The sequence below is a fragment of the Rhodoferax sp. genome, assembly GCF_028715765.1.
Taxonomy (GTDB): Bacteria; Pseudomonadota; Gammaproteobacteria; order Burkholderiales; family Burkholderiaceae_C; genus Rhodoferax.
In genome coordinates this window covers 1-21,401 of record NZ_JAQURE010000052.1, presented here as the reverse complement: position 1 = coordinate 21,401, position 21,401 = coordinate 1, and the positions used below count along the sequence as shown (strand labels likewise).

General features: G+C 54.5%; 24 protein-coding genes, 1 pseudogene and 1 riboswitch. Of the genes and pseudogenes, 12 read left to right on the top strand and 13 right to left on the bottom strand.

The window, feature by feature from the left end; all coding sequences use genetic code 11:
• The coding region (locus PHT20_RS14325; protein ID WP_301021046.1) for an NAD+ synthase at positions 1-945 on the top strand (945 nt) is incomplete at its 5' end.
• 56 nt (positions 946-1,001) lie between these two features.
• Positions 1,002-1,340, top strand: a complete 339-nt coding sequence (locus PHT20_RS14320) for a P-II family nitrogen regulator (protein ID WP_301021045.1) — start codon at positions 1,002-1,004, stop codon at positions 1,338-1,340.
• A gap of 24 nt (positions 1,341-1,364) precedes the next feature.
• On the opposite strand, the gene PHT20_RS14315 is transcribed toward PHT20_RS14320, so the two are convergent.
• The 4 genes from PHT20_RS14315 to PHT20_RS14300 form a co-directional block, all read right to left on the bottom strand.
• Positions 1,365-1,874 carry an RDD family protein gene (locus PHT20_RS14315; protein ID WP_301021044.1) on the bottom strand — a complete coding sequence of 170 codons (510 nt, stop codon included), beginning with the start codon at positions 1,872-1,874 and terminating at the stop codon, positions 1,365-1,367.
• Positions 1,875-1,924: 50 nt separating this feature from the next.
• Positions 1,925-2,356 carry a DUF3106 domain-containing protein gene (locus PHT20_RS14310; protein ID WP_301021043.1) on the bottom strand — a complete coding sequence of 144 codons (432 nt, stop codon included), beginning with the start codon at positions 2,354-2,356 and terminating at the stop codon, positions 1,925-1,927.
• Between the two features lie 160 nt (positions 2,357-2,516).
• Positions 2,517-2,978 (bottom strand): DUF3619 family protein, encoded by a 462-nt coding sequence (locus PHT20_RS14305; RefSeq protein WP_301021042.1) that lies wholly within the window; start codon positions 2,976-2,978, stop codon positions 2,517-2,519.
• Positions 2,975-3,541, bottom strand: coding sequence for an RNA polymerase sigma factor (locus PHT20_RS14300; protein ID WP_301021041.1), 567 nt, complete (start codon positions 3,539-3,541; stop codon positions 2,975-2,977). Before PHT20_RS14300 ends, PHT20_RS14305 begins: the two co-directional genes overlap by 4 nt.
• Positions 3,542-3,574: 33 nt before the next feature.
• Here PHT20_RS14300 and PHT20_RS14295 point away from each other — a divergent pair, with 33 nt between their 5' ends.
• The 7 genes from PHT20_RS14295 to pbpG all read left to right on the top strand — a co-directional run bounded on the left by PHT20_RS14295 (position 3,575) and on the right by pbpG (position 11,003).
• Positions 3,575-3,868: a hypothetical protein gene (locus PHT20_RS14295; protein WP_301021040.1), complete on the top strand. Its 294-nt coding sequence runs from the start codon at positions 3,575-3,577 to the stop codon at positions 3,866-3,868.
• On the top strand, positions 3,817-5,616 hold the full coding sequence (locus PHT20_RS14290; RefSeq protein WP_301021039.1) for an acetolactate synthase 3 catalytic subunit: 1,800 nt from the start codon (positions 3,817-3,819) through the stop codon (positions 5,614-5,616). Before PHT20_RS14295 ends, PHT20_RS14290 begins: the two co-directional genes overlap by 52 nt.
• Before the next feature lie 2 nt (positions 5,617-5,618).
• Complete coding sequence (ilvN, locus tag PHT20_RS14285; RefSeq protein WP_301021038.1) at positions 5,619-6,110, top strand: acetolactate synthase small subunit; 492 nt, start codon at positions 5,619-5,621, stop codon at positions 6,108-6,110.
• A gap of 101 nt (positions 6,111-6,211) precedes the next feature.
• Positions 6,212-7,228, top strand: a complete 1,017-nt coding sequence (gene ilvC, locus PHT20_RS14280) for a ketol-acid reductoisomerase (RefSeq protein WP_300084602.1) — start codon at positions 6,212-6,214, stop codon at positions 7,226-7,228.
• 78 nt (positions 7,229-7,306) lie between these two features.
• Positions 7,307-8,122: a CDP-diacylglycerol--serine O-phosphatidyltransferase gene (pssA, locus tag PHT20_RS14275; RefSeq protein ID WP_301021037.1), complete on the top strand. Its 816-nt coding sequence runs from the start codon at positions 7,307-7,309 to the stop codon at positions 8,120-8,122.
• 180 nt (positions 8,123-8,302) lie between these two features.
• The gene (locus PHT20_RS14270) at positions 8,303-9,841 is read left to right on the top strand and encodes a 2-isopropylmalate synthase (protein ID WP_301021036.1); all 1,539 of its coding nucleotides are present in this window, start codon (positions 8,303-8,305) and stop codon (positions 9,839-9,841) included.
• A 100-nt stretch (positions 9,842-9,941) separates the two neighbouring features.
• Positions 9,942-11,003, top strand: coding sequence for a D-alanyl-D-alanine endopeptidase (pbpG, locus tag PHT20_RS14265; RefSeq protein WP_300084605.1), 1,062 nt, complete (start codon positions 9,942-9,944; stop codon positions 11,001-11,003).
• Here the strand turns inward: pbpG and PHT20_RS14260 are convergent.
• The 5 genes from PHT20_RS14260 to PHT20_RS14240 all read right to left on the bottom strand — a co-directional run bounded on the left by PHT20_RS14260 (position 10,996) and on the right by PHT20_RS14240 (position 15,636).
• The gene (locus tag PHT20_RS14260) at positions 10,996-11,787 is read right to left on the bottom strand and encodes an IclR family transcriptional regulator (protein ID WP_300084606.1); all 792 of its coding nucleotides are present in this window, start codon (positions 11,785-11,787) and stop codon (positions 10,996-10,998) included. The genes pbpG and PHT20_RS14260 overlap by 8 nt on opposite strands.
• 59 nt (positions 11,788-11,846) lie before the next feature.
• Positions 11,847-12,581, bottom strand: coding sequence for an arginyltransferase (locus tag PHT20_RS14255; RefSeq protein WP_301021048.1), 735 nt, complete (start codon positions 12,579-12,581; stop codon positions 11,847-11,849).
• Between the two features lie 56 nt (positions 12,582-12,637).
• A complete protein-coding gene (gene rsxB / locus PHT20_RS14250) occupies positions 12,638-13,300 on the bottom strand; it encodes an electron transport complex subunit RsxB (protein WP_301021035.1) in 663 nt (220 codons plus the stop codon).
• Positions 13,297-14,856, bottom strand: coding sequence for a polyhydroxyalkanoate depolymerase (gene phaZ / locus PHT20_RS14245; protein ID WP_301021034.1), 1,560 nt, complete (start codon positions 14,854-14,856; stop codon positions 13,297-13,299). Before phaZ ends, rsxB begins: the two co-directional genes overlap by 4 nt.
• Before the next feature lie 102 nt (positions 14,857-14,958).
• Positions 14,959-15,636, bottom strand: a complete 678-nt coding sequence (locus tag PHT20_RS14240; RefSeq protein WP_301021033.1) for a YitT family protein — start codon at positions 15,634-15,636, stop codon at positions 14,959-14,961.
• Positions 15,637-15,735: 99 nt separating this feature from the next.
• On the opposite strand from PHT20_RS14240, the gene PHT20_RS14235 reads away from it, so the two are divergent.
• On the top strand, positions 15,736-16,230 hold the full coding sequence (locus PHT20_RS14235) for an Lrp/AsnC family transcriptional regulator (RefSeq protein WP_301021032.1): 495 nt from the start codon (positions 15,736-15,738) through the stop codon (positions 16,228-16,230).
• Here PHT20_RS14235 and PHT20_RS14230 read toward each other — a convergent pair.
• The 4 genes from PHT20_RS14230 to PHT20_RS14215 form a co-directional block, all read right to left on the bottom strand.
• The gene (locus PHT20_RS14230) at positions 16,227-17,228 is read right to left on the bottom strand and encodes a thiamine phosphate synthase (protein WP_301021031.1); all 1,002 of its coding nucleotides are present in this window, start codon (positions 17,226-17,228) and stop codon (positions 16,227-16,229) included. The genes PHT20_RS14235 and PHT20_RS14230 overlap by 4 nt on opposite strands.
• 14 nt (positions 17,229-17,242) lie before the next feature.
• The gene (locus tag PHT20_RS14225; protein ID WP_301021030.1) at positions 17,243-18,076 is read right to left on the bottom strand and encodes a thiazole synthase; all 834 of its coding nucleotides are present in this window, start codon (positions 18,074-18,076) and stop codon (positions 17,243-17,245) included.
• A gap of 71 nt (positions 18,077-18,147) precedes the next feature.
• Positions 18,148-18,345 (bottom strand): sulfur carrier protein ThiS, encoded by a 198-nt coding sequence (thiS, locus tag PHT20_RS14220; RefSeq protein WP_301021047.1) that lies wholly within the window; start codon positions 18,343-18,345, stop codon positions 18,148-18,150.
• A 23-nt stretch (positions 18,346-18,368) separates the two neighbouring features.
• Positions 18,369-19,463: an FAD-dependent oxidoreductase gene (locus PHT20_RS14215; RefSeq protein ID WP_301021029.1), complete on the bottom strand. Its 1,095-nt coding sequence runs from the start codon at positions 19,461-19,463 to the stop codon at positions 18,369-18,371.
• Between the two features lie 79 nt (positions 19,464-19,542).
• A riboswitch (TPP riboswitch) is annotated at positions 19,543-19,652 on the bottom strand.
• Positions 19,653-19,796: 144 nt separating this feature from the next.
• Here PHT20_RS14215 and PHT20_RS14210 point away from each other — a divergent pair.
• Together PHT20_RS14210 and PHT20_RS14205 are read left to right on the top strand one after the other, a co-directional pair.
• A pseudogene (locus PHT20_RS14210) lies at positions 19,797-19,952 on the top strand (type II toxin-antitoxin system HipA family toxin); the annotation flags it as partial.
• Positions 19,953-20,485: 533 nt separating this feature from the next.
• Positions 20,486-21,133: a hypothetical protein gene (locus tag PHT20_RS14205; RefSeq protein ID WP_301021028.1), complete on the top strand. Its 648-nt coding sequence runs from the start codon at positions 20,486-20,488 to the stop codon at positions 21,131-21,133.
• The last annotated feature ends 268 nt before the right edge of the window (positions 21,134-21,401 follow it).

The window sequence follows — 21,401 nt, the reverse complement described above, 5'->3', positions numbered from 1 at the left end:
GGTTTTATAGAAAATCAGCTTCTAGTGCACGTTAATCAAGCGCAAGATGCTATGTTTTTGAGTGCAAACATTGTGCCTGAGCAGACTGCAGATGCCGATTTGTGGCACGCGCTGGTGCTGGGGGTGCGTGATTACATTGGTAAAAACGGCTTTCCCAGCGTGCTGCTGGGCTTGAGTGGGGGCATTGACTCGGCGCTGGTGCTGGCCATTGCGGTGGATGCCTTGGGCAAGGAGCGGGTGCGGGCGGTGATGATGCCGTCGCCCTACACCGCTGACATCAGCTGGATCGATGCGCGCGAGATGGCGCAGCGCCTGGGCGTGCGCTATGACGAGCTGTCCATCGTGCCAGAGTTTCAGGCGTTCAAGACCACGCTGGCGCAAGAGTTTGCTGGATTGCCCGAGGACACCGCCGAGGAAAACATTCAGGCGCGCATTCGGGGCACCTTGCTGATGGCGCTGAGCAACAAGTTTGGCAGCATCGTGTTGACCACTGGCAACAAGTCAGAAATGGCCACGGGCTATTGCACGCTGTATGGCGACATGGCAGGCGGTTTTGCGGTGATCAAAGACCTGGTGAAAACCACGGTGTTCAGGCTGGCACGCTGGCGCAATGCGCACGACCCCTATGGCACCGGGGCGTGCCCGATACCGGAGCGCATCATCACCCGACCTCCGAGCGCCGAATTGCGCCCTGACCAAAAAGACCAAGACAGTCTGCCGCCTTATGAGGTGCTGGATGGCATTTTGGAGCGCTACATGGAAAACGATGAAAGCATTGAGCAACTGGTGGCTGCCGGGTTTGACCGCGCCGATGTGGAGCGGGTGACACGGCTGATCAAGATCAATGAGTACAAGCGGCGCCAGTCGCCTGTGGGGATTCGTGTCACGCACCGAAGTTTTGGGAAAGATTGGCGTTATCCTATAACCAATCGTTTTCGCGCCTGAGGCCGTCGGCTGGCATTGAACGTGGTCTCGTTTTTTTATTTTTATTGAGGTTCATCATGAAACAAATCACTGCCATCATCAAACCGTTCAAGCTCGAAGAGGTGCGTGAAGGCCTGGCTGAATGTGGCGTGACCGGGTTGACGGTGACCGAAGTCAAGGGTTTTGGCCGACAAAAAGGCCACACTGAGCTTTACCGCGGCGCAGAGTATGTGGTGGATTTTTTGCCCAAAGTCAAAATTGAAGTGGTGGTGAAAACCGATGACGTGGAGCGCTGTGTGGAGGCCATCATCAAAGCGGCTCACACCGGCAAAATTGGCGACGGCAAAATTTTTGTTACGCCTGTTGAGCGTGTGGTGCGCATCCGCACGGGCGAGGTTGATGAGTCTGCCATCTGAACCAACCGCAGCCTTGAATCGGGCTTAGATGTTGGGTTTTGCTGGTCTGAGGTCAACCAATTGGGTGCCTGCCAGGGCATCGTGCCAAAACTGCTGATGCGGGTGGAAGCGGCTAAGCACCGCCCACACTGCCACCCAGCCTACAAAAATCACAATCGACTCACCCCCTTTGAGCTCAAACAGCCAAGCGCTGAGCAGGGGGGGCAACACCCACAGCCAGCTGCACAGGTAGCGCAGCAATGCACGGCTTTGCGTCAGGGGTTGGCCGGCTCTGTCAAGCACGCGGATGTGCCAGGTTTTCATGGCCAGGGTTTGGCCTTTAGACCACAGCCAGACAAAGTAAATGCCAAACACCACAAACAAAAACGCCTGCAGGGCGTGGCGGTTGTCCATGGCGTTTTTGGTTTGGCTCAGGGTGCCAAACAGGTAGCCTGCAATGAACACCACGCCAAAAAGCAACATGCCTTCGTAAAGCCAGCAGGCCATGCGGCGCATCAAACTCGGTGTGGGAGCGTCGGAGAAATCAGAGGTCATGGGAATCCAAAAAAATGCCGTCAGGCACCGACTATCACATCATGCGTTTGCTAGTGGGCGTTAGGCGCTGTGGGTGCCAACCCAGCAGCAGAACTGGGCGGCAAAGGTTTTTGAGGCTTGATTGGTTTGTTGACTTGGGCGGCCAGCGGCAGCTTGGGGGCAGAGGCGGCCATGGTCTTTTTTTGCTCAGGGGTGAACGCTTGGTAAACCTCCCAACGCTCATTTTTGTCTTGAGAGGGAATTTTTTGGGTAACAGCAAAGTTCACGCGGGCTTGCGTTCGCTGGTGTGGCGTGAGCGCGGCCCACTGCACCATGCGCTCTTGCAAGCGGTTTTTTTCATCCGGGGACAAGTTGGAGTAGGTGTTGCCCACCGCAAGCCATTTTTTCTTCTGGGTGTCATTTAACTTTGGCCAGACATGAACCAAGGGTTTCAAGGCAAGCTGTTGTGCAGGCGTGATGCTACCCCACTCCAATGGGGTCATGGGGTGGGGAAGTGTGGGTTTACTTTTGCTGGGATGAGCAGCAGAGGAAGCGGGGGGTGTTTGAGCGTGCGTTGACAAGCACATCAAACTAGTACACAACAGGCATCCAAGGGCGCGATTGACCAGGCGAGCTTTTAGCACAGGGCTTGACTTCATCAGATCACAAAGGTTGTTCTGGGAAGCTTAGTTTCAAAAAATGTTTGAAACCAGGATCCAGGTAAGCAGCAGGCGGCAAATCATCGGTCAAGAGCACGTTGTCAATTTCTGCGGCGTCTTGGACAAAGTTGTCGTTTTGAATGGTGTTGATCAGCCACAGACCAACCACCAGCGCAAGCAACATGCCCACCAGGGTTAGATGTTGAGGCCATTTCCCGTTGGGCTGAAGCGCAAGGCTATGGCCTTGAACGCTGTGGCTAGCCGTGGCGTGACGCAGTTGTGCCTCTTGAAGCAACACATTGCGACGATGATCAACTGCCTGCTCGCGCACCGCGCGCAAACGTTGCAGGGTGTGCGGATCCATGTCATCTGTTTGAACCAACAATCGATGTGCGAGTTGCCTGCCCGCAGCATCAAGCGCAGGGTCTAGATCTTGGAATGTGTGTGAAGAGAGGGTTTGATTCATAGCCGGATTCCTTTAGCGGTGAGCGTTTTGAGCAGCGCATGGATGGCTCGGGAGCAATGTGTTTTGACACTGCCTTGGGAGCACCCCATGGTGGCGGCTGTTTCTGCCACATCCATATCCTCCCAGTAACGCAACAGAAAGGCTTCGCGTTGACGGTTGGGGAGAGTTAAAAGTTCCTGCTCAATGGCTTGCAAGGTTTGTGCCCGCTGATTTTGAGTTTCCGGGTTGTCAAATGCTGGTGCTGGCGTTGCGGTTGAAAGGCTCTCAAGCAGATCAAAGCTGTCGTCTTCACCCTCAGTTTGAAAGTCACTGAAAGACGAAAAAAGACCGTTCCTGACTTTTTGCCGTCTGAACCAATCCATGGTGCAGTTGGTCAAAATGCGCTGGAACAACATGGGGAACTCGAGCGCAGGCTTGTCACCGTAGTGTTCGGCCAGCTTCATCATGCTGTCTTGCACAATGTCAAACGCTGATTCGTCATTGCGTACGTGGTAGTTGGTACGCATGAAAGCACGTTTTTCGACACTTTTTAAAAAATCCGACAGTTCAGCGGGAGTAGCCAAGGCAGTGCCATTTAAAAATGATCAATAAAACTGATGGCTATCAATCAAAAAGTTGATGTCATCATGTCACAACTGATTATTGCATTTCACCTCAACTGGAAAAGCGTGGACTTTGACAGTGCGATAATCGACAAGCTAAATAATGCAAACGGGTCAAGGTTCGGCGCAAAAATCAGTGCGCTTATGGTTTTGGCCTTAAGTTTCGATGCAGCATCAAAAGTGTTTGCAAAGAAGCACCCAAGGTTTTTCGTCAGAGAAATTCACAAAGGTTCATCATGGAAATTTCAAAAGCTGATGCGTCGGCATCACACACACATCACACCCTAAAACCAAAGCAAGAGTCCGCTGCGCCTGAGTTAGAACTCCGCGGAGCTGAGATTTTGATCAAGGCTTTGCAGGCTGAAAATGTCAAATACGTCTGGGGTTACCCGGGCGGCGCTGTGCTGCACATTTACGATGCTTTTTTCAAGCAAGACACCATTCAGCACATCTTGGTGCGGCATGAACAAGCGGCTGTGCACGCGGCTGATGGTTATGCCCGTGCGACTGGCGATGTAGGGGTGGCTCTGGTGACGTCAGGTCCAGGTGCCACCAATGCCGTGACAGGTATTGCCACCGCCTACATGGACAGCATCCCCATGGTCATCATCAGTGGTCAAGTGCCTACGCATGCCATTGGCATGGATGCTTTTCAGGAGTGTGACACCGTTGGCATTACCCGACCGGTGGTCAAACATAACTTTTTGGTCAAAGACGCCCGCGATCTGGCTGATACGCTTAAAAAAGCCTTTCACATTGCGCGCAGTGGTCGCCCTGGGCCAGTGGTAGTGGACATTCCTAAAGATGTGTCGTTCAAGAAAGTGCCCTACCACGGCTATCCCCAAAGTGTGGAGATGCGCTCATACAACCCGGTGCGCAAAGGCCATGGTGGACAAATTCGAAAAGCTTTGCAGTTGCTGCTGGCTGCCAAACGCCCTTACATCTACACCGGCGGCGGCGTGTTGCTGAGCAATGCCTCAGCTGAGTTGCGGCAGTTGGTGGACATGCTGGGTTATCCGTGCACCAACACCTTGATGGGCTTGGGCGCTTACCCCGCCAGCGACCGCAAGTTTTTGGGCATGCTGGGCATGCACGGCACGGTAGAAGCCAACAACGCCATGCAAAACTGTGATGTGCTGCTGGCCGTGGGCGCACGCTTTGATGACCGCGTGATTGGCAACCCCAAGCACTTTGCGCAAAACGAGCGCAAGATCATTCACATCGACATTGACCCTTCAAGCATTTCCAAGCGTGTTCGGGTTGACATTCCGATTGTGGGTGATGTCAAAGACGTGCTGTCTGAAATGATTGCCATGATCAAAGAGGGTGCAACCAAGCCAGATGCCAACGCGCTGGGCGCTTGGTGGGACACCATTGAAGGTTGGCGTAAGACCAATTGCCTGAAATATGACCATGGCAAAAACGACATCATCAAGCCACAGTATGTGGTGGAAACACTTTGGAACATGACCAAAGATGTAGACACCTACATCACCTCTGATGTGGGTCAGCACCAAATGTGGGCGGCGCAGTATTACCGCTTTGATGAACCACGCCGTTGGATCAACTCTGGTGGTTTAGGCACCATGGGTGTGGGGATTCCTTACGCCATGGGCATCAAGCTGGCTAAACCTGAAAGTGAAGTGTTTTGCGTCACTGGAGAAGGTTCGGTGCAGATGTGTATTCAAGAGCTTTCCACTTGCTTGCAGTACAACACGCCCATCAAAATTGTGGCCTTGAACAACCGCTACCTGGGCATGGTGCGACAGTGGCAAGAGGTCGAATATGAAGGCCGCTACAGCCACAGTTACATGGATGCGTTGCCCAACTTTGTCAAGCTGGCCGAAGCCTATGGCCATGTTGGCATGTTGATTGAACGCGCCTCTGATGTGGAACCGGCGTTACGTGAAGCGCGCAAACTCAAAGACCGAACGGTGTTCATGGATTTCCGAACCGACCCCACTGAGAACGTGTTTCCGATGGTGCAGGCGGGTAAGGGTATTACCGAAATGTTGTTGAGCGCGGAGGATCTTTGACCATGAAACACATCATTGCAGTTTTGCTTGAAAACGAAGCGGGTGCCTTGTCTCGTGTGGTGGGTTTGTTTTCTGCACGCGGTTACAACATTGAGTCACTCACCGTGGCACCCACCGAAGACCCAAGTTTGTCGCGCATGACCATTCAAACGCATGGCTCAGATGAGGTGATTGAGCAAATCACCAAACACTTGAACCGTTTGATTGAGGTGGTTAAGGTGGTCGATTTGACTGAAGGTGCATACACCGAGCGTGAGTTGATGATGGTGAAGGTGCGTGCGGTAGGCAAAGAGCGCGAGGAGATGAAGCGCATGGCGGATATTTTCCGGGGTCGCATCATCGACGTGACCGAGAAAAGTTACACCATTGAGCTCACCGGTGACCAATCCAAAAACGATGCCTTTTTGGATGCCCTTGAACGTGGCGCCATCTTGGAAACTGTGCGCACTGGTTCGAGCGGTATTGGCCGCGGTGAGCGAATTTTACGTGTTTAGAAAGTCTTGGGCAGCGCTTTGGTGCTGTTCTTTTAAGTGGTTAGTCAGGGGCAGAGCCAAAACATTGGCCCCATCAATTTAGTTAAACATTGGAGAGCGATATGAAAGTTTTTTACGACAAAGATTGTGATTTGAGCCTGATCAAAGGCAAAACTGTGGCCATTATTGGCTATGGCAGTCAAGGCCATGCACATGCCCAAAACTTGAACGACAGTGGTGTCAAAGTGGTGGTGGGTCTGCGCAAAGGCGGCGCCTCATGGGACAAAGTGGGCAAGGCTGGCCTGAACGTGATGGAAGTGAATGACGCAGTCAAGATTGCTGATGTGGTCATGATTTTGTTGCCTGACGAGCAAATTGCCGAGGTCTACACCAACAATGTGGCACCTAACATCCGCCAAGGTGCGTCTTTGGTGTTTGCTCACGGCTTTAACGTGCATTACAACCAAGTGATTCCTCGTGCCGACTTGGATGTATGGATGGTGGCGCCCAAAGCACCGGGTCACACCGTTCGCAACACCTACACCCAAGGTGGTGGCGTGCCACACCTGATTGCCATTCACCAAGACAAGAGCGGCAAAGCACGCGAATTGGCGTTGTCTTATGCCATGGCTAACGGTGGCGGCAAGGCTGGCATCATCGAAACATCTTTCAAAGAAGAAACCGAGACCGACTTGTTTGGTGAACAAGCCGTGTTGTGTGGTGGTGCTGTTGAACTCATCAAAATGGGTTTCGAGACACTGGTGGAAGCTGGCTACGCCCCTGAGATGGCCTACTTTGAATGCTTGCATGAGCTCAAACTCATTGTGGATTTGATCTACGAAGGCGGCATTGCCAACATGAATTACTCCATCTCCAACAACGCGGAATATGGTGAATATGTGACCGGCCCTGAAGTCATCAATGCTCAAAGCCGCGAAGCCATGCGCAACGCCCTGAAACGCATTCAAAATGGCGACTACGCCAAGGCGTTCATTTTGGAAGGTCGCACCAATTACCCCAGCATGACGGCTCGTCGTCGCAACACCGCCGACCACAAAATTGAAATCGTTGGCGGCCAATTGCGCGCCATGATGCCTTGGATTGCCAAGAACAAGTTGGTTGACCAAACTCGCAACTGATCCCCCATGCGGTGACTGCAGTTCAAAGGCCACTTCGGTGGCCTTTGTTATTATGAAAACTTGTCAAATACCAAATGAATGGATGATGTGAACTCAACTAACGCGAATCCTGAAGACCTGGTTTTGGTCAAAAAACGCCGCAAAGGCATTTACATATTGCCCAACCTGTTTACTTTGGCGGCTCTTTTTGGTGGGTTTTATGCCATTGTGATGTCAATCAATGGTCGATTTGACTTGGCTGCAGTCGGTGTTTTTTGCGCCATGGTGCTCGACAGCCTGGATGGTCGGGTCGCGCGCATGACCAACACCCAAAGCGCCTTTGGTGAACAAATGGACTCCTTGTCTGACATGGTGTCATTTGGTGCCGCGCCAGCCTTGATTGCGTATGTGTGGGCGCTCAAAGGCTTAGGTCGTTGGGGCTGGATTGCCGCTTTTGTGTATTGCGCGTGTGCGGCCTTGCGTTTGGCAAGGTTCAACGTCAACACAGCCGTGGTTGACAAGCGATATTTTCAAGGGTTGCCATCTCCGGCTGCTGCCGCTCTGGTGGCTGGTTTTATTTGGGTCATGACAGACTTGGGTTTTGAGGGGGCTCGGTGGGCCTGGCCGATGTTTGTGATTTCGCTCTATGCGGGGTTGACCATGGTGACCAATGTGCCGTTTTACAGCTTCAAAGATGTTCAAATGAAGCGAAGCGTACCCTTTGTTGTGATAGTGCTTATTGCGCTTGCAATTGCTGCTATCAATATAGACCCCCCCATTGTGATGTTTGGTTTATTTGTGCTGTACGGATTAAGCGGCTTTGTTTTGTATTTTTGGCGCAAAGCCAAAGGTATACCCACTAGCGTAATCAGCACGTCTACCGATGAGCCTGAGGAACGTGGTCTGCATAAATAACGGCTTGTGGTATATTGAATCTATGCACACAACTTCACTACTGCTAAACCTGTCGTCATTGGGGCGGAGTGGTTAGCGCGTGATTGCATCAAACCTAAAAGCCCGTTAGCAACCGCAACGGGCTTTTTTGTTGTGCTCAATCCATCTCATCATTTTTGGTAACCGAACTGGAGAATCAACATGTCAGACAAATTGGTCATTTTTGACACCACCTTGCGTGATGGCGAGCAGTCACCCGGCGCATCCATGACACGTGACGAAAAGTTGCGTATTGCCCGCCAGTTGGAACGGCTCAAAGTGGACGTGATCGAAGCCGGGTTTGCTGCTAGCTCCAATGGTGACTTTGAAGCCATCAAAGCCATTGCCAAGGCCATCAAAGACTCCACAGTGTGCTCTCTCTCAAGAGCCAACGACCGCGACATCACCTTGGCGGCTGATGCGCTTGAAGGTGCGAACCGGGCACGCATTCACACCTTCATTGCCACCTCTCCTGTTCACATGGAGAAAAAACTCCGCATGACACCTGAACAAGTGCTGGAGCAGGCCAAACAGGCGGTGCGCTTTGCTCGCAACCGGGTGGCTGACATTGAGTTCAGTGCGGAAGACGCTTACCGTAGTGAGGAAGACTTTTTGTGCCGCGTCATTGAAGCGGCCATCCATGAAGGTGCTGGCACCATCAATGTGCCCGACACTGTGGGTTACGCCATTCCCGAACTCTATGGCAACTTCATCAAGCGCTTGCGTGAACGTGTGCCAAATTCAGACAAGGCCATTTGGTCAGTGCATTGTCACAATGACTTGGGCATGGCGGTGGCTAATTCGTTGGCCGGGGTCAAAATTGGTGGTGCCCGTCAGGTGGAGTGCACCATCAATGGCTTGGGCGAGCGCGCAGGCAATTGCAGCCTTGAAGAAGTGGTGATGGCCATGCGCACGCGGCGTGATTACTTTGACTTGGATGTGGGTGTGGATATCAGTCATATCCTGGCTGCCAGCCGCATGGTCAGTCAAACCACAGGTTTTGTGGTTCAGCCCAACAAAGCCATTGTGGGTGCCAATGCATTTGCCCACACTGCAGGCATTCACCAAGACGGCATCATGAAAGCCCGTGACACCTACGAGATCATGCGCGCAGAAGATGTGGGCTGGACTGCCAACAAAATGATCCTCGGCAAACTCAGCGGCCGCAATGCGTTCAAGCAGCGCTTGCAAGAGTTGGGCGTGCAATTGGACAGCGAAGCCGATGTGAACTTGGCTTTTGCGAAATTCAAAGAGTTGGCAGATCGCAAGAGCGAAATTTTTGACGAAGACATCTTGGCTTTGGTCAGTGAAGAAAACATGATTCAAAGCCATGACCAATTTGCTTTTGTGTCACTCGCGCAGCACAGTGAGACAGGTGAATTGCCTCAAGCCACGGTTGTCATGACCATGGCTGGACAAGAGGTCACGGGTACAGCCAACGGCAATGGCCCAGTCGACGCTTCCCTTAAAGCCATTGAAGTGAATGCCAAAAGCGGTGCTGAGATGGTGCTTTATTCAGTCAACGCCATCAGTGGATCGACTGAGAGCCAAGGCGAAGTGACGGTACGCTTGCAGCACAGCGGGCGTGTGGTCAACGGCGTGGGTGCTGATCCAGACATTGTGGTGGCCTCTGCCAAGGCTTATCTGAATGCCTTGAACAAGCTTGCCAGTCAGGCTGATCGGGTGGCTGCCCAAGGCTAAATCAGGTAAATCAGTTGAGAAGAGTCTCGCAAGTATTTGTCACAGCGAGACTTTTTAAGTTTAAACTTGGTGGCTTGAAAACCTCTCCCAAGGAAAAAATATGACACACCTGCCAACACACAGCTTTTTGGGTAAAAAAATGCGCGGCTTGTTGTGTCTTTTAAGTTTTGTCTCTGGGCTTGCCATTACCTCAGTGGCGGTGGCTGCGCCTACGCGGCATCAAGCTGCACAGCCCAAAAAGGTGGTGGCCAAAGCCAAGCGTCGCGTGGTTAAGACCTATGTGTCTGGTAAACGTACCGCAGTCAACAAAGCACCCGTGGCCATGGCTCAACCCTCCTATGGTCAACTGGCTGGGTTGCATTCTGCGCAAGACAATTTAAATTTGAAATCTAGCGTGGCCATGGTGGTCGATCAAAACACCAACGAAGTGCTCTTCAGCAAAAATGCCCAAGCGGTGTTGCCAATTGCATCTTTAACCAAGCTGATGACAGGTTTGCTGGTGACTGAAGCCAATTTGTCAGCTGATGAAAAAATCACCATTACCCAAGAAGACGTGGACACCGAAAAGGGCAGTCGCTCCCGTTTGAGTGTGGGCTCGGAGTTAAGCCGCGCAGAGCTGTTGCATCTGGCTTTGATGTCAAGTGAAAACCGTGCAGCACACGCCTTGGCGCGCACATACCCAGGCGGCTTGCCTGTGTTTGTGGACTTGATGAACGCCAAAGCCAAAACCTTGGGCATGAGCGACACCCGCTATGTAGAGCCTACCGGCTTATCTAGCCAAAACCAGTCCAGTGCACGCGATTTGGTGAAGCTGGTCAATATGGCGCATCAGGTACCCCTGTTGCGTGAGTTGACCACCTCGCCGGGCTACCAAGTGGCTGTGGGTAACCGGGTGCTTCAGTATCACAACACCAACCGATTGGTGAAAAATCCAACATGGGACATTGGTCTTCAAAAAACCGGTTACATCTCTGAAGCGGGTCGGTGTTTGGTGATGCAAGCCAAAGTAGCGGGGCGGCAGTTGATCATGGTGTTTTTGGATTCTGCCGGTACCTTGACACGTTTGGCCGATGCCGAGCGAGTGCGTCATTGGGTCGAATCTGTCCCCAGTGTGTCAACCAGCTCACCAGCCGCTGGCTTGGGTGCTCACAAGCTCATGTAGCTTTGTGCTGGGGTTGGAAACCCAAGTGTTGAGAGATTTCGCGTGTGGTGGCTTTGAGTTTCTCCAGCCATGCTTCATCAAGCCTTCCAGCCGGGGCTGAAATCGATAACCCTGCCACCAGCTTACCCTGATCGTCGTAAATGCCTGCCGCCATGCAGCGCACGCCCAGCTCCAATTCTTCATTGTCATTGGCATATGCATCACGGCGCACCTTTTGCAGCTCACGCTCAAGCGCAGGCAACTGCGTCAAACTGTTTTTGGTGTGCCCGGCCAAGCCCGTTCGGGTTGCGTAAGCCCGAACCTTTTGCGGGTCTTCGGCAGCCAAAAACAGCTTGCCTACAGAGGTCAGATGCAAGGGCGCACGCCCACCAATGGCACGAATCACTTGCATGCCCGAGCGCTCACTGTAAGAGCGCTCCACATACACAATTTCATCCCCTTGGCGCATGCTCAAATTGACGGGTTGTTGTGTCATTCGGTGCAATTCGCGCATGGGTTCCAGCGCTGCATCACGGACATTGAGCCGGTTTTTCACCAGATTCCCAAGTTCAAGCAAACGCATACCCAGCCGGTAGTTGCCGGGTTGGGGGCGGTCCACAAATCGGCCCAAAGCCAAGTCATTCAATATGCGGTGTGCTGTAGAAGGGTGCAACCCTGTTTTTTCGCTGATCTCTTTGAGCGAAATAGCTTCTTCGCGCGAAGCCAATACATCCATCAATGAGAACAACCGCTCAATCACCTGCACTGTGGGGGTTGCTGGAATTCCATTCTCTGGGTGGCGCATGTCGACTCCTGTTTAGATGGCCTCCATTTTATCTGGTGAAATATGGAACTGAAGCAAATTCAGCTTGAAGTGTGCCACTGCCCGTCGCGCAACAGTTCATTGGGTTTGAAATGGGTCTTGTACGCCATTTTTTGACATGCCTCAATCCAGTAACCCAGGTAGACGTAAGGCAACCCCAAGCCTGCCGCATACTGAAGCTGCCATAACACGTTGAAGGTGCCTAAGCTCTGTCCACCTTGTGGGTCAAAAAAAGTGTAAACCGCTGAAAGTCCGTTATCGAGCAAGTCAATGACAGACACCATCTTGAGGGCGCCCAACTCGCCAGAGGGGGCAGGCAGACGAAACTCAACCAGCCTAGTAGTGACATGCGATTGCACCAAAAACTCGACATATTGTTGTTTGTCGTCCTGCGCCATGCCGCCACCCGGATGTCGGGCTTGTTGGTAGCTGCGAAACAGCGCGTAATGTTCCTCTGAAAAACCGGGTGCTTTGATGTGAGCCACCAATGGCGCATGCTGCCGCCAGGCACGCTTCTGGCTGCGATTGGGTTGGAAAATGCCCACAGCCACACGAATAGACTGGCAAGCCTGGCAGTGGTCACACAGTGGGCGGTACACGAACCCGCCACTGCGACGAAACCCCTGCCTCATCAATGCACTGTAAAGCGAGATGTCCAAGGCTTTGGTGGTGTCTGCCACTTGAGAGCGGGCAATTCGACCTGGTAAATAACTGCACGCATACGCAGCGGTGTCATAGAACTGCACCGGGTTGGAGGCCATCACAGGGTGTTGCATCACGACAAGGCTTTCTAAAACCAGCTCGGCAGGCGTAGCCTGGTCTAAACAGACGATCAGTGCTGTGTTGGCTCACGTTTGGCTCGTGCCCGACTCATCGCAGCCTCAATCACCGCACGTTTTTTATCCAGGATGGCAGGGTCTGTATGCTGTGAGTGATGTGCCAGGTCTGACAATTTAAGCTCTGCTTTTTTGAGCAGCCTTTCATTGTTCTCAAGCTCTTCACGCTTGCGCTTGAAGCTATAAAAATCATACCTTCTACGGGCTTGTTTGGCCAACTCTGGCGTCCAAGCTGACCAGCCTGTGGCAGAGCCTGAAACAGCTTCAACCTTGATGCAATCTACCGGGCAAACCGGCAGACACAACTCGCACCCAGTGCAATATGGCTCCAGCACGGTGTGCATCAACTTGTTGGCACCCACAATCGCATCAACCGGGCAGGCTTTGATGCACAGGGTGCAGCCAATGCACCAGTCCTCATCAATCCACACAACAGTGCGCGGGCTCTCGGCACCGTTGGTGGGGTTCAACGGCAACGCCTCAAGCCCAGTGAGGCCACTCAGGCGTCGCACACCTTCCATGCCGCCAGGTGGGCACTGGTTGATGTGGGCCTGGCCTTCCACAATGGCTTGCGCGTAGGCAGCACAGTCCACATAGCCGCAACGCGTGCACTGCGTTTGCGGCAAAAGCGCCAGCACTTCTGCGGCGCTGGGCTTCATCCCTTGCGCTGGGTGCTTGGTTTTGGCGCTGTGGTTTTGCGCACAGGCTTGGTCGCACTGACCAATGCAGAGCCCTGCGTGCTGGCTGTGACGGCTTTGGCCTTGACGGGTGGGGCTTTCACGGCTTGCTCCACAGCCACTGGCACGGGTGGTATCTCAACGCCAGTTGTGATGACTTCCACATGAATGTCAGCTTGCGTGGCTGGCTCTGGCAAAACAAAAGCCACAGTTTGCGGTTCGGCTTGGGGGCTTGGCACATCAGCCTGCACCACCGCGGCTGGCTTCGCAGCAGTAGCTTGGTAGGTGTGAATAAAGGCTTTCACCTGTGGGTAAACCACCTCGCGCCAGCGCCGACCAGCAAAAATGCCATAGTGGCCGGCACCCTCAACCTCAATGTGCTGTTGCTTGGCTTTGTCAGCACCGCTGCAAATTTCGTGTACCGCACGGGTCTGGCCTGCGCCAGAAATGTCATCCAACTCACCTTCTACCGACAGCATGGCTGTGGTTTTGATGTCCTGGGGGCGCACGCGCTCCACTTGGCCATCCACACCCTTGACATTCCAAGTGCCCTTGACCAGATTGAACTCTTGGAACACTGTGGCAATGGTTTCCAGGTAGTAATTGGCATCCATGTCCAGCACGGCGTTGTATTCGTCATAAAACTTGCGGTGTGCATCGGCACTGGCACCGTCGCCCTTAACCAAATCCTGAAAATAATCATAGTGGCTGCGGGCGTGGTTGCTGGGGTTCATGGCCACAAAGCCTGAGTGCTGTAAAAAGCCAGGGTAAACCTTGCGCCCCGCGCCAGGAAAACGCGTGGGCACCCGGAAGATCACATTGTTTTGAAACCACTCAAGGCTTTTGTTCATGGCCAAATTGTTCACCGCTGTGGGTGACTTGCGTGCGTCAATGGGGCCACCCATCATCACCATGCTCAGTGGCGTGGTTTCACCCCGGCTGGCCATCAATGACACTGCCGCCAGCACCGGCACGGTGGGCTGGCAGACGCTCATCACATGGCAGTTGCCATAGCGGCCTTGCACGTGCCGAATGAACTCTTGCACATAGTTCACGTAATCGTCTAAATGAAAGTCACCCTCAGAGGTGGGCACCAAGCGCGCATTGGTCCAGTCAGTGATGTAAACCTTGTGGTCTTTCAGCATGGTCTTCACAGTGTCACGCAGCAGCGTGGCGTAGTGGCCAGACAGGGGCGCCACAATCAGCACCGCCGGTTGACCTTTGAGCTGGGTGAGCGTTTCCACATCGTCTGTGAAGCGCTTGAAGCGGCGCAGCTCACAAAACGGTTTTTTAATTTCTACGCGCTCGTGCACAGCCACTTCCACGCCATTCACATCCACAGTGCGCAAACCAAACTCTGGCTTTTCATAATCTTTGCCCAAGCGGTGCAACAAATCGTAGCCCGCTGAAATACGCTGCGCCATCGGGTGCTTGCCCAGCAACGACAGTGGGTTGCTGTAAATCTTGGCAGCGGATTGAGCCAGATCAGTAAAAGGCTCCATCAGTGAACGTTGAGTTTCGTAGAGTTTGTAAAGCACGGAGATTCACCTTTTTGAAAAATGTTGCAGTGCAATATAACAGGTTTTGACTGAATATAACAAATACAAATCTTACAAGAGTTGTGAAAGAAAGGTGAGGGTCTACAGGGCTACGTAGCGGTCTTTGCGGTGGTTGGTGGCTAACAGCTGGTTCAGCACCAGCGCGCCCAGCACCGACAGCGCCACCATGGGTAAAGCCACCAGCGGCAAGGCAAACAGCAGCACCGCAGCATCCAGCAGCATCTGCACCCGGCCTGCGCGCCAACCCATGCGGTCTTGTAAAAACAGCGCCAAGATGTTGAAGCCCCCCAAACTGCCCCGGTGGCGAAACAAGATCAAAATGCCCACGCCCATCAGCAGCCCCCCCATCACCGCAGTGAACACCGGCGACAGGGTGTGAAACCCCACCCAATGCGGTAGCAGCGTGACCCACATTGACAGCAAGCCCACCGAAGCGCAGGTTTTCAGGGTAAAAACCGCCCCCATGCGCCGCCAGGCCAAGATGTAAAACGGCACATTGACTAAAAATAACACTAGCCCAAAGTGCCAGCCCAAGCTGTAGTGAATCAAAAACGCCACGCCACTGGTGCCACCGGTGAGCAACCCCACCTGGCCAAACATCACCACGCCCAGCGCCACAAACAACGTGCCGGTCAGCATGGCCTGAATATCTTCATAAGGGCGGTGGGGTGTGGCCACGGGCAACATTTGGGTTGTGTTTGCCGTTTGTGCGGACGGTCGCAAAGCGCCAGATGCGGGGTTGAGTGTGGAGGCGTGCATGTGATTTGAGGGGTGAATTGACAAGAATCTTAGCCCCGCAGGGCTGCATCAGGCGTGCATCTTCAACCCTATTTGGCCGGTGTTGTGCATAATTCATGCATGAAAAACATGATGAATGAACAAATGTCGCTTGATAAGTTTGATCTGTCGCTTTTGACTGCATTGCAAGCCGACGTGTCCCAAACCCACCAGCAGTTGGGTGAGCGCGTTGGCTTGTCAGCCTCTCAGGTCAGTCGGCGTGTGGTGAGGTTACACGCGGCGGGCATCATCGAGCGCAGCGTGGCCTTGCTGAACCCGGCGCGCGTGGGGTTGGGGGTGCGTGCCATCATTTATGTGTCGCTGGTGCGGCATGGGGGTGAAGAGGGCCTGGCCTTTGAGCGCGAGATGGCGGTGTTTCCAGAGGTCTTGACCTGCGACGCGGTGGCGGGTGAGGCCGATTACATCTTGCAGGTGGTGGCAGGCAGCTTGGCGCAGTTGTCTGACTCGGTGTTGCGCAAGCTCACCCGCATTCAGGGGGTCAACAGCATCCGCTCCAACATTGTGTTGCAACGCATCAAAAGCAGCACCGAGCTGCCATTGACACAGTGTTTTTAACCGAGGAAATTCATCAGGGCTTGGGCTTGCAGCTCTGGCTGGTCTGCCGCCACCAGTGCCCGCACCACGGCCACTGAGCCTACGCCACTGGCACACACCTCGGGCAGGCGGCTGGCGTCGATGCCGCCAATGGCCACGGTGGGGAAGTGGCGCAGCAGTTGGGCGTATTTTTTCAGGCGCTGTGGCCCTTGGGGGGGCGTAGCCATGCGCTTGAGGGTGGTGGCGTAGACCGCGCCCAGGGCAATGTAGCTGGGTGCCACGACGGCGGCACGCAGCATCTCGGCGTAGCCATGGGTGCTTAGACCCAAGCGCAGGCCGGCGGTGCGAATGGCCTGCAGTTGCGGGGCACTGGTGGCTTGCAGGTCTTCTTGACCCAAATGCACACCGTAGGCACCGGCTTGAATGGCAGCTTGCCAATGGTCGTTGATGAACAGCCGGGCTGCGGTACCCTGCACGGCGTTCACCGACGCCTGCACCTCGCGCAGCACCGCGTCTGGGTCATCTGACTTGAAGCGCAGTTGCAGCGTGGGCACACCGGCGTGCGCCATGCGTTTAACCCAAGCCGCATTAGGCAGCACGGCATACAGCCCCAGCGCATGCGGGCTGGGCGCAAAAGCGGGTGCCACCCGCTGCGTGTCCGGGGTGCGATCTGCCCGCGTGCTGCTTTGTGTTGATGCCTCTGGCAGACCAAAATCTGTGGGTTCAACGGGCCAGGCGCTGGGGTCAAAGCCACCTGTGCGCTGGGTTTGCGTTTGCCAGGCTTGGGCAATGCACTGCGCGTCTGCCGGCACAAAATCAAGGGCCAGACAGGCGGCCAACACCGCCAGGGTTTGCAGCTGTGGCGCGCTGCAGGTGGCCAGGTCGGTGTGTCCGGTCAGCTCTGCCAGGTGTGCACTGACCCGTTGCAACGGGTTGGCTTGCAAGGCCAGCTGGCAGTGGCTGCGCACCAGCTGCAGTGCCAGTGTCTGAACATCGTCAAAAGGGTGAGCGTTTGGCATGGTGATTTCTCGGCTCAAGCCTGATGCCAAAACGGTGTGCCCAGCACTGGCGTGCTGGGTTGGGCGCTGTCGTGGGCGGGCATCACACCCCCCAAAAAGGCGGCTCGCCCGGCGTACACGGCTTGGGCAAACGCGCCTGCCATGCGCACTGGGTCAAGCGCCAGCGCCACAGCGGTGTTGAGCAGCACGCCGTCAAAACCCCATTCCATCACTTGGCAAGCGTGCGAGGGCAAGCCCAGCCCGGCGTCCACCAGCATGGGCACGTTCAATCGCTCGCGCAGGGTGCGCAGGGCGTAGGGATTGAGGGGGCCTTTGCCGGTGCCAATGGGCGCGGCCCACGGCATGATGGCTTGGCAACCCACGTCAACCAAGCGCAGGCACAGCACCAGGTCTTCGGTGCAGTAGGGCAGCACCTTGAAGCCGTCTTTGATCAGGCGGCTGGCGGCCACCACCAGGTTGAGCGTGTCGGGCTGCAGGGTGTAGTCGTCGCCGATCAGCTCCAGCTTGAGCCAGGGGGTGCCAAACACCTCGCGCGCCATGTGGGCGGTGGTGATGACCTCTTGGGTGCTGTGGCACCCCGCAGTGTTGGGCAGCACCGGCACCTTGAGCGCGGTCAATAAATGCCAAAAAGCGTTGTCAGGCGTTTGACCGGCGCTCAGGTTTTGGCGCCGCAAAGAGGCTGTCAGCATGGCGGGCTGCGCCAGCGCCACGGCCGCTTGCAACACCGCGGGCGACGGGTAGCGCGACGTGCCCAGCAGCAGGCGGCTGGCAAACGTCTGGCCGTAGAGCACCATGCTGTCTGGTGTGTCACAGGTGGGTGGGCAGGTGGATGGGGTGGCGTGGGTCATGGTGGAGTGGCTGAAAGCGGTCTGGTGTCTGGGTGAAATGTGGGGGCTGGAAGTGGTCGCCGTGGCAGGGGTTAGCCCCCTGTGACGGGTGCAATCAGGTCGATCTGGTCGCCTTCTTGAAGCTGGGTATGCGGGTACTGGGTTTGGGGCACAAACTGCAGGTTGATGGCAGCGGCAAAGGGTGGGGTGATGCCCAACTGAACCACAGCATCCAACAAAGTAGCGGAGCTGGCTAGCGCAAACGGCTGACCATTGATCAGCACGTTGATCTGCATGGAGATGCCAGGCGCGCTCATGCTGCGGCGCATTGCTTGGACACAGACACCTCAAACTGCTGCGCCAAGACCGACTGGTCGCCCTGCATCAGCTGCAGGGTGATGTCCACCATGGCGGGTGAAATCAGGTAGCCATGCCGGTACAGCCCGTTGACCTGCAGGCAGCGCGCGCCTATGCGGTGCACAGCCGGGCGGTTGTCGGGCAGGGTGGGGCGGCACTGCGCCACCAGTTCCACAATGCGCGCCTCGCCAAAACCTGGATCAACGGTGTAGGCGGCGCTGAGCAGCTCCAGGCCAGAGCGCACGCTCACGGGTGACAGGTCGTCAGACTCAATCTCGGTGGCACCAATTTTGAAGAGGCCGTTTTCTTTGGGCGCAATGTAGAGCGGGTAGCGCGGGTGAATCAGCCGGGTGGGGCGCGACAGGCGCACTGCCGGGGCGTGCAGCATGGCCACCTCACCGCGCACGCCGCGCACCTGCGCCCATTGAGGCTGTGCCCCCACACCACGGCAGTCAAGCACCCAGTCTGGCTGGTCTGGCGCCGGCGTTGGGCTGGGGGCAAAGTCGCCGGGTTGACGTGCGGCATGCCAGTGCAGCGCCACACCCAGCTGCTGCAGCTCAAACAGCAAGGCATCGAGCAGCTGGTGGTTGTCAAGCTGACCTTCACCGGGCAAATACAGCGCCTGGTGAAAGCGCTCGGCCAGGCCTGGTTCGAGTTGCTTGAGGCCGTCAGCATCCAGCGTTTGCAAAGGCAGCACTTGGGGCAAGCGTGTTTGCGTGGCTTTGAGCAGCTGCGCAAAACGCGCCGCCTCGGGCTGGTCTTGCCGATGCCAAACCACCATCGTTCCGTGCTGCTGAAAGTACACGGGTTGCTTTAATTTTGAGAGCATCTCACGCCATCTGGGTAAGCCGTAGAGCCCCATTTTGACTACAGAGTCGTCGGCTACAGCCGACTCAGCCAGGGGCGCCAGCATGGCGGCGGCGGCGCGTGCTGCAGAGTCCAGCGCTTGCGGACCACCGGCATCAAACACTTCTACCGCGTGACCAGTGCGCGCCAGCTCACACGCCAACAAGCGGCCTAACAAGCCAGCACCCAAAATGACGATCTTCATGCGATTTGCTCCCAGCAAAAGTGGGCAGGACGGCACGCTTGGCAGGGCAGAAAACCGCACCAGAGAAAGTGGTGAGCAGCCCAAAATCAACATGCTTCCCTGCGCGAGGATTACCTCAATCAGGTTCAAAGGGACTTTCTCAGTCGACCTGTGCGTTGCAGCAGCAGGCCAACACCCCTAGCGAATGCGCCCTGAGTCGGGCGCGGTGTGAATTCTAGCCTTGCAGGTAACGCAGGGTGCTGGTGGGTGCTGAAGATGCTATGCTTTAAATAGCTAGCTATGCTTTATTAACAAGCGCTAGAGGCCAATTTTTCTTAAACTTCCAGGCGCGGTGATTCGTGCTTTCACCTGGCTCTGGCCGACACCGAGCCTGATGTCTGGGGCCGTCGCGTGATTGCCAGAGCACACGCCAAGGCCCACAAAACCAATCTGCAGCTGAGAAAGCATTCAACGCCCGATGACCTCAGCGCGGTGGACGATTTCAGCCGCGAGGTGGGGCTGCTCGCCAAGGAGCTTGATGGCTTTATGCCTGCGTTTGAGCATGCGCAGATGGATGCGGGGGGGGATTGGATGCTACCAAGGGTGTCGGGCGGGGAGCAGAGTTGGGATGGAAATACAAGATTTTTTATCAAAAATAGCTATGAAATGAATAGCTGGTTGCGCTTGTATTGATGGGGCTAGAGATACATTTTCAATGAATCTGTGTTGAGGGGGTGATGTCTGCGCCAGCTTTAGACCCGTTGCCGAAATTCGATTTGCTGATCTGCTACGGATAGGTAGCCAATATTGGCCGGGATGACCGTACAAGAGTCACTTGAGACGAAGGGGTTATGTTAAGTGAGGGGGCAAGGGTGTCGACAGGTGAAAAAACACATGGATGTCCCAAGAGAGCAGGGTGATTTTCGACAAAACTCTTTTTTTCAACATTAAAATCAAAAATGAATTTATTTTGATGCACTTATTGAATCAGAATAAATTCTGATACATAATGAAAGCCTCAAACAAACTTAAGGAACAATGAAATGAATAAGCTAGTTGAACTGATCCGGGATTCCAAAAATGCGCAGAAAGAAGAATTAGTCGCATCTACAGTGCGTCTTCCAATGAAATTGAATTCTTTTGTCGAGGCACTCGCTGACCAAGTTTCTCTGTCGAAGCAAGAAACACTGCTGCATCTGATCGAGGCCGGTGTAAAAATTGCTCAGGATGAGTTGAAGCTGGACGACCCTGAGGACGAGAAAAAGAATCAGGATCAGGCGGACAGGGATCAGAAAAGCTGTGGTTTCCATATCCTAAACACGAATAAACGACATAGCCTTGAGGATCAGGTATGGATGCTCAAAGAAGGTGTTGCTGGCGCCTTCTATGACCCATGGAAATTTAACATTGACCGAATTAAGAAAGGGGATGTCGTATTTTTGTACGAAAACGGCGTTGGAATTGTGGCCTACGGTAATGGAACGGGAAAGGTAATACGCCAAGACCGTGGCGACGATTCAGAAGAGACGCATTACCAGAAGCTAGATGCTTTCAAGGTGCTTTCAAAACCGCTACCAGCTGCTGAAATCAAGAAAATCGCAGGCCGGAGCGTGGTATTTCTAAGGGTCATGTCCGCGATACCAGAAGGACAAAAGGTGTTAGATCGAATAATTGCACAGGAAGATATGTGAAGATGGCAGCTTACGAAACGAAAGAATTACATGAAATCGACCATGCTCTGGGACGAAGCTTTTGGGTGAGGCTCGAGTTCGTCAAATCATTCGTAAAACAAAGTTACGTAGACGTATGAGTTGGTAATACATCAGTGAACTGGACTAACTGTCATGAATCCAAGCCGACGCCCCGGATGATGAAAGAAACTCTAGGGTGGAGGTGACGGGGTCGATGCCGAGAAAATTCTTTGGGAGCGAGCATCCCGATAACTAACTTGGCACGCCT

Excerpts from the sequence above, each read along its gene's own strand:
- pssA (WP_301021037.1), top strand. The coding sequence starts at position 7,307 with ATGGATGATGTGAACTCAACTAACGCGAATCCTGAAGACCTGGTTTTG.
- ilvC (WP_300084602.1), top strand. The coding sequence starts at position 6,212 with ATGAAAGTTTTTTACGACAAAGATTGTGATTTGAGCCTGATCAAAGGC.
- PHT20_RS14205 (WP_301021028.1), top strand. The coding sequence starts at position 20,486 with ATGAATAAGCTAGTTGAACTGATCCGGGATTCCAAAAATGCGCAGAAA.
- PHT20_RS14295 (WP_301021040.1), top strand. The coding sequence starts at position 3,575 with ATGGCTATCAATCAAAAAGTTGATGTCATCATGTCACAACTGATTATT.
- PHT20_RS14260 (WP_300084606.1), bottom strand. The coding sequence starts at position 11,787 with ATGCGCCACCCAGAGAATGGAATTCCAGCAACCCCCACAGTGCAGGTG.
- PHT20_RS14235 (WP_301021032.1), top strand. The coding sequence starts at position 15,736 with ATGAAAAACATGATGAATGAACAAATGTCGCTTGATAAGTTTGATCTG.
- pbpG (WP_300084605.1), top strand. The coding sequence starts at position 9,942 with ATGACACACCTGCCAACACACAGCTTTTTGGGTAAAAAAATGCGCGGC.
- PHT20_RS14290 (WP_301021039.1), top strand. The coding sequence starts at position 3,817 with ATGGAAATTTCAAAAGCTGATGCGTCGGCATCACACACACATCACACC.
- PHT20_RS14215 (WP_301021029.1), bottom strand. The coding sequence starts at position 19,463 with ATGAAGATCGTCATTTTGGGTGCTGGCTTGTTAGGCCGCTTGTTGGCG.
- rsxB (WP_301021035.1), bottom strand. The coding sequence starts at position 13,300 with ATGAAGCCCAGCGCCGCAGAAGTGCTGGCGCTTTTGCCGCAAACGCAG.
- PHT20_RS14255 (WP_301021048.1), bottom strand. The coding sequence starts at position 12,581 with ATGCAACACCCTGTGATGGCCTCCAACCCGGTGCAGTTCTATGACACC.
- PHT20_RS14225 (WP_301021030.1), bottom strand. The coding sequence starts at position 18,076 with ATGACCCACGCCACCCCATCCACCTGCCCACCCACCTGTGACACACCA.
- PHT20_RS14320 (WP_301021045.1), top strand. The coding sequence starts at position 1,002 with ATGAAACAAATCACTGCCATCATCAAACCGTTCAAGCTCGAAGAGGTG.
- PHT20_RS14315 (WP_301021044.1), bottom strand. The coding sequence starts at position 1,874 with ATGACCTCTGATTTCTCCGACGCTCCCACACCGAGTTTGATGCGCCGC.
- PHT20_RS14305 (WP_301021042.1), bottom strand. The coding sequence starts at position 2,978 with ATGAATCAAACCCTCTCTTCACACACATTCCAAGATCTAGACCCTGCG.
- PHT20_RS14230 (WP_301021031.1), bottom strand. The coding sequence starts at position 17,228 with ATGCCAAACGCTCACCCTTTTGACGATGTTCAGACACTGGCACTGCAG.
- PHT20_RS14310 (WP_301021043.1), bottom strand. The coding sequence starts at position 2,356 with ATGACCCCATTGGAGTGGGGTAGCATCACGCCTGCACAACAGCTTGCC.
- PHT20_RS14240 (WP_301021033.1), bottom strand. The coding sequence starts at position 15,636 with ATGCACGCCTCCACACTCAACCCCGCATCTGGCGCTTTGCGACCGTCC.
- PHT20_RS14270 (WP_301021036.1), top strand. The coding sequence starts at position 8,303 with ATGTCAGACAAATTGGTCATTTTTGACACCACCTTGCGTGATGGCGAG.
- ilvN (WP_301021038.1), top strand. The coding sequence starts at position 5,619 with ATGAAACACATCATTGCAGTTTTGCTTGAAAACGAAGCGGGTGCCTTG.